Consider the following 12,037-nt stretch of genomic DNA (forward strand, 5'->3'; position numbering starts at 1 on the left):
TTTATGAACAAGAAAAATAAAATTCTTCCATGGGAATATAGTTTTCCCTCAATCATATTAATCGGATTAATTGTAGTATTTCCGATTATATATACCATATATATTTCGTTTACAAATATGAATCTATATCATTGGACGGACTATGAATTTATAGCCTTGGACAATTATAGACGTGCATTAACAAAACTGGATTCAGGTTTTATGTCTGCATTATTAACAACAATCATTTGGACCGTTTTAAATATGGTCATACAGATTTTGGCTGCCTATTTGATTGCACTGGGGTTGAATGCAGAAGGGCTAAAACTGGCGAGATTATACAAGACACTCCTGATGTTTCCTTGGGCAATGCCGGCTTACATATCAATTTTATTATGGAGAGTAGGTATTTATAATCCGCAGTATGGCTTATTGAATAAAATACGTTCCGCGCTGGGGTTTTCTAACATGGATTTTTTATCTGAAAACATTCCGGCTTTTATTTCCTGCATGGTATTAAACTTGTGGATGGCACTGCCATTTCTCATTATGATGATGGATGGGGCGTTGCAGAGTGTGGACATCAGCTATTATGAAAGTGCAAGATTAGATGGAGGCGGATGGTGGGCTCAAAATTTATATATAACAATACCATCCATTAAGCCCATATTAGCTCCTTCCATTATTATGACGACATTTACCACCTTTAAGCAGTTTGACATTATCTATTTATTAACGATGCAAAAGGGTTCTCTTACTGGAGCAACTCTTCAGACTGTTATTACATATGCGCACCAAAATGCCTTTGTATCTAATAATTATGGGCTTTCCTCTGCTGTTTCCATAGTAATATTTGGATTTATTATTCTATTTTCTTTATTTGTCAATCGAGGCATTCGGGAGGAACACGTATGAGGATAAAAACAGCAAAACGCATGGCTCGTTTAAGTATCTTAAATGTATTTTTTGTATTGTTATGTTTTATTACTTTAATTCCTATTTTATATGCATTTTTGCTTTCCGTAAGCAGTGATAGCTCTGCATTTGGAAACGGATTCTTATTTCCCCAGAGTCCTACCTTGAAAAATTATAAAGCAATTCTTGTGGAGGAGCCATTTCTTATATGGCTTAAGAATTCTGTCGTTCTTAGTCTTGGGACTATGATACTTGCAATGGGGACATCGGTGACAGCGTCGTATGCATTTTCCCGCTTTCGGTTTCGGGGAAGAAATGAGATGTTAAAGCTATTGTTAATTCTGAATGCGTTTCCACAAATCTTATCCATGTTTGCTATATTTAGATTATTTAAAAACATGAACCTTTTAAATAATTACATGGGTTTAATCCTGATTTATGCAGGAAGCATGTGTATATTCAGTATCTGGAATATGAAAGGTTACTTTGATACCATTCCCATCGAAATTGAAGAATCTGCAAGAATCGATGGCGGAAGCTCGGGACAGATCATCTGTAAGATCATATTACCCCTTGCCAGGCCTTCCATTATTGTGACTGCGGTCATGGTATTGATTTTTGTATGGAATGAATATCTATTTGCAACTACATTTTTAATGAAAGAGGAGAACTATAACCTTGCAGGCGGGCTTTATCAGCTTCAGGCCAATGATTATAGCAGAAGCTGGTCCTTATTTTCAGCGGCCGCAATTTTAGTTTCAGTACCTATTTTGATCCTGTTTTTTTCCATACAAAAATATATGGTATCAGGACTGACTACAGGAGGAGTGAAAGGATAATGAAAAACAACATGAAAATAAATCGTGAGGCGGTTTTGCATATTCCGTTATCAAATTATGCATTTGCCAATTCTGAACATAGATTGACCATAAGAATACGAACACAAAAGGACAATGTTTCTGCGTGTACCTTATACTATGGTGATCGGGCTTGTCCTGCCACGCCCGTTGTTTTTGAAGAAATTCAGATGGAAATAAAAGCAAGGGATGAACTTTTTGACTATTATGAAGCAGCGTTTGAAACACCATATACCCGTGTATGCTATTATTTTAAGCTGCAAAATGAAGGAGAGTGGACCTATTATTACTCAGAACGTTTTTCAAATGAACTAGCAATTCTTTATTTTGAACGTAATGTTATGGAAGAAAGAAGCGAGTATTATCAGTATCCCTACATATTAAGAAATGAAATACCAGATGTACCAGCTTGGTTTAAGAAGGCAGTCGTTTACAATATATTTCCGGATAGCTTTGTCGGTGAGGAAGCTGGTTCGTTCACACAGCCAAAGGAAGTGGTATTAGAAAATGGAAAGGTCTGTAGATCAAGATTAGGCGGAACGCTGAAAGAAGTTATAAAAAATCTGGATTATATTCAGGCACTTGGCGTTAACTGCATTTATTTCAATCCCATATTTGCAGCAGGAGAATATCACAAGTATGATACCATTGATTATTATCACATTGATCCGTGTTTTGGAACCAATGAGGAATTTAAACACTTAGTGGAAGAAATTCACAAACGAGAGATGAAGATCATTATAGATGGTGTATTTAATCATTGCAGCTGGGAATTCTCTGCCTTTGAAGATGTTATGGAAAAGGGAGAAAATTCAAAATATATTGATTGGTTTTATGACTTAAAGTTCCCGGTCCGCCGGCCCCAGTCGGAAAAAGAAAAACCTGGTTATGCCTGCTTTGCTTATGAGCCTAAGATGCCAAAACTAAATACTTCAAATGAAGAGGTGCAAAAGTATTTCGCCAATGTAGGTACTTATTGGATTCGTGAGTATCAAATAGACGGATGGCGATTAGATGTAGCAAATGAAATTGACCGGAATTTTTGGAGAAAATTCAGAGAGGCAGTAAAAAAAGAAAATAAGGAAGCAATTCTCATTGGTGAGGTGTGGGAGAATGCAGAAAGCTGGCTTCGGGGAGATATCTTTGATTCAACCATGAATTACGAATTCAGACGAATTTGCCGTGATCACATCATTGGTGACCATAAAAATGCATTAACTGCAGCCAGACAGCTGGAACAGATGAGGCTCCGTTACCCTACCAATCTTGTAAACGGACAGCTGAATCTTTTGGATACCCATGATGTACCCAGATTTCTATCTCTTTGTAGGGGCGACCTGCGGAAGTGGAAATTAGCTTGTATTCTCCTTATGCTCTTTCCGGGGGTCCCCAGCTTGTTTTACGGCGATGAACAGGCAATTAGCGGAATGAAGGAAAACGAATACAGGAATCCCATGGTATGGAACCAAAATCCACAACTATGTGAATTTGTGCAGAAGATCATAGAGATCAGAAAAGAATATATAGAGGAAGACACTTCCTATGAAGTATTATGGGAAGAAACCAATGAAAAACTGTTGACTTTTGTAAGAGACGGAAGCAAGGGAAGATTATTTATAAGTCTGAATGTTTCAGAGATGGATCAGGAATGGAATAGAGGGGAGAAAAATATAATTTTTGCCTCCACGGGAAATGAAGAGCTTCTGGAAGCAATGGGATATAAACTATATTTATAGATTTAATGGAAAGCGGTATTTTGCCATTTGTTTAAATGAACAATGGCAGGGCATCGCTTTTTTTGATTGGTATACAAGATACAAGGGGAATAGCATGGTACACTTTCTCTGTTGTAAATGATATTTTATTATGATAATATAGCATTATTCAAGCTGCATTTCATAGTAATTGCAGCTTGAATTTTTAAAGTAACACTTAGGCCACACTAGAGCACCGTATAAAATAGGGGGCTTTTCGCACAATAAGCAATAAGGAGATAAAACTATGAATCCAATCATTCAGGTTAAAAACTTCACAAAAAAATATGGTGACTTTGTCGCAGTAAACGATATATCTTTTGATGTGGAAGAAGGCAGTGTATTTGCATTTCTGGGACCAAATGGTGCTGGAAAAAGCACAACCATAAATACGTTATGTACCATTTTTGAAAAAACTTCCGGTACGTTACTGATCGATGGAAAAGATGTGAGCAGGCAAAAAAGTGAGGTACGGTCTTCCATTGGAGTTGTATTTCAGGATTCCACTCTTGATGCGAAAATGACCATTGAAGAGAACTTGAAAATGCACTGTGTATTTTATAACATTCCAAACAAGGAAGTAGAAGAACGAATTACGTTTGTTCTAAACCTCGTGGATTTAACAAATGAAAGAAAGAAAATGGTTTCCGCTTTATCAGGAGGAATGAAACGGCGTGTTGAGATTGCCAGGGGCCTGGTGCATTATCCCAAGGTTTTATTCCTTGATGAGCCAACAACCGGGCTGGATCCCCAGACCAGGGCACATATATGGGAATATATTATGAAGCTTCAAAAAGAAAGGAACATTACCATCTTTCTGACCACCCACTATATGGAAGAAGCCGAAATCTGCAATAAGATAGCAATTATGGATGGAGGGGTAATTGTAGCACATGATACCCCTTACGCGCTGAAGAAAAAGTATACGAAGGACAAGGCTTATATCAATACAAACGATGAAGAAGGGTTTGAACGCCTGCTAGCGGAGCACCAATTAAACTATTCAAAAAAAGATGGTTATTACAAGGTGGAAGCAGAAGATCTGGATCGTCTGCTGGAGGTATTAAGCGTTCATAAGGAGCACATTACCAATATTGAAATTAAAAAAGGAACCTTTAATGATGTATTTTTAGAGATAACAGGAAAAAAGATTAGGGAGGAGGGATAATATGAATACAGTATTCGCCTTATGGAAAAGAGGACTAAAAGCATTTGTACGTAATAAAACAGGGTTAATATTTTCGCTCATATTTCCTTTTTTCTTTGTATATGTGTTTGGTGCAATATTTAAAAATGATTTCATTGAAAATCCCATCGCTTATATGCTTTCAGGTGTTATTATCACGACTGTATTTGAAAGTGCGCTGAACCTTGCGTCTTCAACGGTTGATGATATGGTCAGTGGTTTTATGAAAGAAGTTTTGGTCTCTCCGGCAAAAAGAGTTTATGTTGCAATGGGACAATTACTGTCCGCAGCAACAGTAGCCACCTTACAGGGTATCCTGATCCTGGTAATTGGTTTATTTATCGGTATAAAGTTTACGAACTGGAAAACTCCTTTATTGGTGCTCGTATCCATGATTTTTATTGGCATCGTATTCTCTGGCGTTGGGCTGTTTTTAGCTACAAAGGTACGCAACGGTCAAACATTCCAGATCGTCAAAACAGCAGTAACAATGCCCCTGACATTTCTGTCCGGTGCCTATGTTCCATTGTCCATGCTGCCAGGCTCTCTGAAGTTTGTCGCTTACTTTAATCCAATGACTTATGCCACAGCATTTTTTAGAATGATCGTCTTGGAAAAAGGCAATCTTCCTGTTTCTGAACTGATTAAAGAAGGACTGGTGGTTGAAATAAATGGTTTTGCAATTACTCCGATGATGACGTTTGGAGTTATCCTGGTCATTGGTTTGGTGTTCCTGCTTCTTTCGACCATATCCTTTGTTAAGACAGATTTTTCAAGATTGAATCGAAGTGCCACCGATGCCAATGCGCTTTGGGGATAATATTTTGATATACCATTAAATAAGAGCATGATAGCCTGCTGGAATGAAACTATTCTGGCAGGCTATTTTGTTATGAATGATATTGATTACGTGATTGATGTACTTGTACCTGTGAATATGTGATATTTTGTGAAATAGTACAATACGCTATAAGGAAGCGTTCTTCCTGTCCATGTGTAATGGGATCGTATACAAATGCATCTTAAAAGGAGAAATTCAATATGTAACAGAATTTGCTGCAATAGGAGTTTGCCCGCCATGGAGGAAGGAAGAAATGAAAGTTGGAATTTCAAGGGGGAAGGTATTTATGAGTGGAGTGGTTAGAAGCAGAACGTTTAGAAGGTATCTGGCAGTCGCAGGGGTTCTTGCAATTTTTGTAATTGCATTTATGTTTCAGGCGGAGGCAGAAGAAGGCAGTGAGTCCACACAAAACAATCAGGCTGCACCAAAGCGGGTATCAGTCCACGACCCGTCAATCGTTCAGGCAAAGGACGGAGAATATTATATCTTTGGTTCCCATCTTGCTGGTGCAAAATCAAAGGATCTGCTCAATTGGACTTCTCTGGGAACTGATTATGACAATGTAACAAATAACTGGCTCTATGGAAATGTAAGAGAAAATTTAAAAGGATCATTTCTATGGGCGGGCTATGATGACGGGGATTGTTCCGGCGGAAAGTATGCTGTCTGGGCACCGGATGTTATTTGGAATCCCTATTACCGGAATAAAGACGGTAGCAAAGGTGCCTATATGATTTACTACAGCGCCTCCTCGACCTGGCGAAGGTCCTGTATTGGTTACGGCATATCTAAAAATATAGAGGGGCCTTACACCTATGTGGACACCGTAATTTATTCTGGTTTTACAAAAGATGGAAAGACAGATGGAAACAGCCGAAGGAATACAAGGTGGGATAATAATTACCTGAATATAAAAAAACTGACGGATTCCGGTGTTTTAAAGAATGGGATCAGCAATCAATGGTTTAAAGGAAATGAATGGAACCATAATTATGGTCCGAATGCCATTGATCCCACCTTGTTTTTTGATAAAACAGGCAATAAGCTTTACATGGTTTATGGCTCCTGGTCGGGAGGGATCTACCTATGTGAACTGGATCGGGAGACGGGAGCAGTGAAGTATCCTGGAACGGATTCTGTAGATGGAGTGAGCGGAAATTACGTGGACCGATATTTTGGTGTCCATCTGGCTGGTGGGAATCACCAGTCAGGGGAAGGACCCTATATCATATATGACCAGGAAAGCGGCTATTACTATCTTTATGAAACCTATGGTGGTCTGACAGCCAATGGTGGGTACAACATGCGCCTGTTCCGTTCAAAGGAGGTCACCGGCCCCTATCTTGATGCATCAGGGAAAAATGCGGCTGGTAATAACAGCAATAATGAGCAGTACGGAATAAAGCTTATGGGCAATTATAAGTTAAGAAATAGCAGCATTGGATATAAGGCAGCAGGGCATAACAGCGCTATCATTGACGGGGGTAAGAATCGTTATCTGATTTATCATCAAAGATTTGATAACGGAACGGAAAACCATGAGGTTCGGGTTCATCAGCAATTTTTAAACCAAAAGGGCTGGCCGGTGACTGCTGTATTTGAAAACAAAAATGATCCTATCAATCATTATGACTCCAAGGAGGTGTTGGGCAAATATGATTTATACGATCATGGTCAGAAAACCACGTCTGACATGGTGAAGAAAGAAACGATTACTCTGCTTGAAAACGGAAAGATCCAGGGAGACAAAACGGGAACCTGGAAACAGACCAAAGGAAATAAGTATGATTATATCACAATGAATATAAATGGTACGGAATATCAGGGAGTATTTTTCAAACAGCACGACGAAAATGGTACTGCAGAGCCAACAATGACTTTTTCCACTGTGGGAGATAACAATACATGTATTTGGGGCATAAAATCAGAGTGATTTTCTTATAAAAATAAACATTTAGACTATCTACAAAGAGGTATTATACTAAAAAGCTGCCTCCGGTCCAGTTAAAAGTGAGGATAAATAAATAAAGAACATTAAAAAGGAGCTGCTGGAGCAGTTCCTTTTTAATACCCTGTTAGGCGGTATGCACTTGATTCGTTTAAGGAAGGTAATCTCAAACGTGACAACGCGTCAGTACTAGAAACGATTATTTTTTAAAATCTCCATAAATGCTTCTATTTGTGGTAGTTTCTGGGCCTCCCGCTGGCAGTAAATATAAGTTCGTCTTATAAAAGGCTCGCCGTTTTTAAAGGTACAAGGTATTTGGCAGCCATTAAAATGCTCTAGCGCTATTTCCGGCAAGAGTCCCCAGCCTAATCCACGTTTTACCATTTCCACACATGCAGTAATACTGTCTACACATATCCCGTTTGTTCTGGGATTTAAGTTTTGTTCATGAATCCAGCGTGTAATCATTGCAGACTGGGCCATATCTGTTTTGTGACTGATATATAGGTAGTCAGATAGAGGGGTGTTTTCATATTCCTCATTATAAACCAGGCAGATGTTTTCCTGAGACAGGAGATATTGGACGCCGTCCCAGGAATATTCTCCACGAATTACAGCAAGATCCAGAGAGCCGTCCAGCATCTGGCGGTAAAGATGGCGGCTTTGTCCTGTGGTAATCTGCAAATTCACTTTTGGATATTTCTCATGATATTCCGCCAGGGCATCAGGTAATTTATAAAGGGCGAAATTAACGGAGACGCCCATATTAAGTGTTCCGCATATTTCCTCATTCATAGTTTCCAGGTAGATTCGCAGCAAATTCATTTCTCTGGCTGCGGATGTGCTGTGTTCCAGTACTGCTTCGCCGGCAGGAGTAAAACGGATGCCCTGGCGGGAACGAATTAGTAATTCTGTATCCAATTCTTTTTCAATGGCTTTTATTCTTTTTGACAGAGCGGACTGCGTAATATAAAGTCGTTCTGCTGCACGTGTGATGTTTCTGGTTTCATTCAGGATGCTTAGCATCTCAAAATCTTTCTCGTCCATGTTCTCTCCTTTTTTAATTTTCCATTCCATATATTCATGTTACATCAACCCCCTTTTTAAATCAAGTAACAACTTTTTGTGTATAGTTTATAATGTAATCATGAAATTGATACAGAGTAGATATAAATTCCAAAATGGACTGGAATACGAGAAATATTATGAATTTTACACGATGGTTAAACAAGGATACAATGAACTCAGCAGGCAAATATACCTAAATTTTATTCAACGTAAATGAAAAAGGAGAAACCTCAATGCTAATTAAAAATAGTGCAGTAGCCGGCACGCTGGAATCCAGTGATGCACAGGTCACAATAGAACCTGGAAACGGTTTGGAACTCAATATCCAGAGCAGTGTATTAAATCAGTATGGACGCCAGATTAAGGCCGCTGTATTGGAAACTCTGAATCGGCTGGAAGTAACGAATGCAAAGGTAACTGTTATTGACAAAGGAGCACTTGATTGTACACTAAAAGCACGTGTGGAATGCGCCGTATATCGTAGCTGCGATCAGTCCGCTTCCAATATTCCATGGGGAGGTATTATCAAATGATTCAACGACCAAAGCCAGATAAAAAGCGTCTGCGCCGCACAATGATGTTCATGAATTCGCAGAAACCAGGTCTTATTAAAGATGCCTATATTTATGGAAGTGACAGTATTATCCTGGATCTGGAAGATGCTGTGGCTGAAAATCAGAAGGATGCAGCACGTTTTAGTCTGTATCATGCATTAAAGAATATTGATTATGGAGATACGGAGGTCCTTGTTCGTATCAATGGCCTTGATACGCCGCATTGGCAGGAGGATGTTCGTGTATGTGTTGCCGGAGGAGCAGACGGAATCCGGATAGCAAAATGTGAAAATGCAGAAATGGTCCATCAGGTAGAGGAGGCCGTATTAGCAGCAGAGCGGGAGTTCGGTGTTGAGGAAGGAAGGACACTTCTGATGGCGGCACTGGAAAGCCCTATGGGAATCATGAATGCGTATGATATTGTTACTGCATCTGACCGTATGCTTGGCTGCGCGATTTCCGGAGGTGATTTCCGTAAGAGCATGCATGTGCAGATTCAGCGCGGTGGTGTAGAAATGATGGTTGCCCGCGGGCAGATGCTGTTGGCAGCCCGTGCGGCAGGTGTACAATGCTTTGATACCATGTTTCCAAACATTGATGATATGGAAGGGTTTCAGGCTGAAGTTATTCAGAATCATCAGATGGGCTTCGATGGTAAGAGTATCGTAAATCCGAAGCAGATTGCTTTTGTACATGAAACATTCGCACCTACAGAAAAAGAGATTGTCTATGCCGAAAAGTTGGTACGAGGTTGTCAGGCACAGGCAGATGCAGGAATCGGTGTATATACAGTCGACGGAAAAATGGTTGATATTCCGTTCTTTGAGGATGCGAAGCGTATCATTGCACTGGCAAAGGCATGTGGCGTTTATCACGGCGATCTGTAAGAAAGGGAGAATAGGATATGATTAACGCAGTTGGAAGAGATATCCCGGATTATCTGTTAACAGATGGCCGTGAGGTATATCAGGGAAGAAATTATAAAGATGGACAGTATATCAAAAAGGCTTCTCCTACCGTAAAGCGCGGTGAAAAACCAATGGAGAGCAAAATTTGCGAGACAATCCGTGAAGCTTGCGAACGGTGTGGAGCACATGATGGAATGACATTTTCTTTTCATACGGAGTTTCGTGATGGTGATTATGTAGCTGCAATGGTCTGTAAAGTGCTAGTAGAAGAAATGGGACTGAAAGATTTACACGTTGCAGCAACCTCTCTTGGTTCTGCCCAGGATATTTTTGCAGATTATATGGAACGGGGAATTATTATAGAGGCGCAGACCTCAGGGGTTCGTGGACGTATCGGCGAAGTGATATCCGCTGGAAAACTAAAAAAGCCTGCAATCATCAGAAGCCATGGCGGACGTCCCCGGGCAGTGGAAGCAGGAGAAGTGCATATTGATATTGCATTTCTGGCAGCAGCAACCTCTGACAGCTGTGGCAATGCCAAGGGGCAGGGAGGAAAAAATAACTGTGGCTCTATGGGATTTGCAAACCATGATGCACGCTATGCGGATCACACAGTTATTATCACTGACACACTGGTTCCATTCCCCAACCTTCCGTCATCCATTTCTTGTATTGATGTAGATGCGGTTTGTGTTGTGGATGCAATTGGTGATCCAAAGAAGATTGCAACAAAGGAAGCACGTATGACAGACAATCCACGTGAACTTATGATGGCTCAGAATGTTGCAAATGTCATTGTAGCGACTCCTTATTTTAAAGATGGATTTTCTTTTCAGACAGGAGTCGGCGGCCCTTCCCTTGCGGTAAACCGTTTTCTGGAAGAGCATATGAAAAAAGCAGGGATTAAAATGAGCTTCGCTCTTGGAGGTACCAGTTCCGCAATCTGTGCATTACAGGATAAAGGTTATGTGGATTACATTCTGGATACCCAGGACTTTGATCAGGGTGCTGCAGCTCATTTATTCAGTAATCCACATCACATTGAAATTGATTTAAGTGAATATGCAAATGCGGCTAATAAAGGTGCATATGTAAATAAACTGGATTATGTAGTCCTTTCTGCCCTGGAAATCGACACGAAATTTAATGTAAATGTTATTACTGGATCCGATGGTGTACTACGTGGAGCTCCAGGTGGACATCCCGATACTGCTGCAGGTTCCAAATGCTGCATTATTGTAACACCTCTTACCCGTGGTCGAATGGCGACAGTCTGCAAGGATGTAGTAACCGTAACAACACCAGGAGAATGTGTAGATGTTTTGGTAACAGATTATGGCATTGCCGTTAATCCAGCACGTCAGGATATCATTGAGTGCCTGAACAAAGCTGGTATTAAGCATGTAACAATTGAATCCCTACAGGAAAAAGCATACAGCCTTGTTGGGGAGCCAGATTTGCTGGAATGGGAAGATAAGGTAGTTGCTATTGTGGAAGCTCGTGATGGAACAATCCTTGATGTAGTGCGTCAGGTAAAACCATATGAATATGAGGATTAAGACAGAACAGCTGACAATAATATTTTCATTGACATGATGCTCCGACAGTAGTATAATAACGCCAATTGAATAAAATCTTCGGGGCAGGGTGAAATTCCCGACCGGTGGTATAGCCCACGAACCGCAAGGTTGATTCGGTTAAATTCCGAAGCCGACAGTAAAGTCTGATAGTAGAAGATAAAGAATGATTTACGTTTTTTGCGTGGATATTTAGATTATGCTCTGAAATGAATTACCATTTCAGAGCTTTTATTTTTATTTCCATTCAGCGTAACCGTCACTCGCTTTCTAAAATGCCTTGAACATGTTCGTGTTCAAGGCATTTTTTAGTAAGGATTCTGGTTTGCGTGGAAGAAAGCGCTGCATATATTTTTAGCCCTGAACATTTTGTTCAGGGTATTTTTTATGTAATTAAAATATTGTCTTAATGCATAAAAAGTGCCCTTGTCACTAACGTGGCAAAGCGTC

General features: G+C 40.0%; 10 protein-coding genes and 1 riboswitch. Of the genes, 9 read left to right on the forward strand and 1 reads right to left on the reverse strand.

The genetic code is table 11. The annotated features are described in order from the left end of the window. The first annotated feature begins 3 nt into the window (after positions 1-3). The 6 genes from T546_RS0102400 (at position 4) to T546_RS0102430 (ending at position 7,465) form a co-directional block, all read left to right on the forward strand. Complete coding sequence (locus T546_RS0102400) at positions 4-894, forward strand: carbohydrate ABC transporter permease (RefSeq protein WP_026890243.1); 891 nt, start codon at positions 4-6, stop codon at positions 892-894. After that, positions 891-1,733: a sugar ABC transporter permease gene (locus T546_RS0102405; protein ID WP_026890244.1), complete on the forward strand. Its 843-nt coding sequence runs from the start codon at positions 891-893 to the stop codon at positions 1,731-1,733. Before T546_RS0102400 ends, T546_RS0102405 begins: the two co-directional genes overlap by 4 nt. Positions 1,734-1,744: 11 nt before the next feature. Beyond that, complete coding sequence (locus tag T546_RS22655) at positions 1,745-3,487, forward strand: glycoside hydrolase family 13 protein (RefSeq protein WP_166429790.1); 1,743 nt, start codon at positions 1,745-1,747, stop codon at positions 3,485-3,487. Between the two features lie 265 nt (positions 3,488-3,752). Beyond that, complete coding sequence (locus T546_RS0102415) at positions 3,753-4,673, forward strand: daunorubicin resistance protein DrrA family ABC transporter ATP-binding protein (protein ID WP_026890245.1); 921 nt, start codon at positions 3,753-3,755, stop codon at positions 4,671-4,673. Position 4,674: 1 nt separating this feature from the next. Then, complete coding sequence (locus T546_RS0102420; protein WP_026890246.1) at positions 4,675-5,511, forward strand: ABC transporter permease; 837 nt, start codon at positions 4,675-4,677, stop codon at positions 5,509-5,511. 274 nt (positions 5,512-5,785) lie between these two features. Then, complete coding sequence (locus tag T546_RS0102430) at positions 5,786-7,465, forward strand: glycoside hydrolase family 43 protein (RefSeq protein ID WP_166429791.1); 1,680 nt, start codon at positions 5,786-5,788, stop codon at positions 7,463-7,465. Between the two features lie 204 nt (positions 7,466-7,669). On the opposite strand, the gene T546_RS0102435 is transcribed toward T546_RS0102430, so the two are convergent. Further along, entirely contained in the window at positions 7,670-8,527 is an 858-nt protein-coding gene (locus T546_RS0102435) for a LysR family transcriptional regulator (protein WP_026890248.1), read from the reverse strand. A 254-nt stretch (positions 8,528-8,781) separates the two neighbouring features. Here T546_RS0102435 and citD point away from each other — a divergent pair, with 254 nt between their 5' ends. Genes citD through citF form a run of 3 tightly spaced genes read left to right on the forward strand, consistent with a single transcriptional unit; the run spans position 8,782 to position 11,569 of the window. After that, on the forward strand, positions 8,782-9,081 hold the full coding sequence (citD, locus tag T546_RS0102440; RefSeq protein ID WP_024835675.1) for a citrate lyase acyl carrier protein: 300 nt from the start codon (positions 8,782-8,784) through the stop codon (positions 9,079-9,081). Continuing rightward, complete coding sequence (locus T546_RS0102445) at positions 9,078-9,989, forward strand: aldolase/citrate lyase family protein (RefSeq protein ID WP_026890249.1); 912 nt, start codon at positions 9,078-9,080, stop codon at positions 9,987-9,989. Before citD ends, T546_RS0102445 begins: the two co-directional genes overlap by 4 nt. Positions 9,990-10,006: 17 nt before the next feature. Continuing rightward, positions 10,007-11,569 carry a citrate lyase subunit alpha gene (gene citF, locus T546_RS0102450; RefSeq protein WP_026890250.1) on the forward strand — a complete coding sequence of 521 codons (1,563 nt, stop codon included), beginning with the start codon at positions 10,007-10,009 and terminating at the stop codon, positions 11,567-11,569. A gap of 70 nt (positions 11,570-11,639) precedes the next feature. Further along, a riboswitch (FMN riboswitch) is annotated at positions 11,640-11,752 on the forward strand. Positions 11,753-12,037: the final 285 nt, after the last annotated feature.

This window comes from [Clostridium] aerotolerans DSM 5434, assembly GCF_000687555.1.
Taxonomy (GTDB): Bacteria; Bacillota; Clostridia; order Lachnospirales; family Lachnospiraceae; genus Lacrimispora; species Lacrimispora aerotolerans.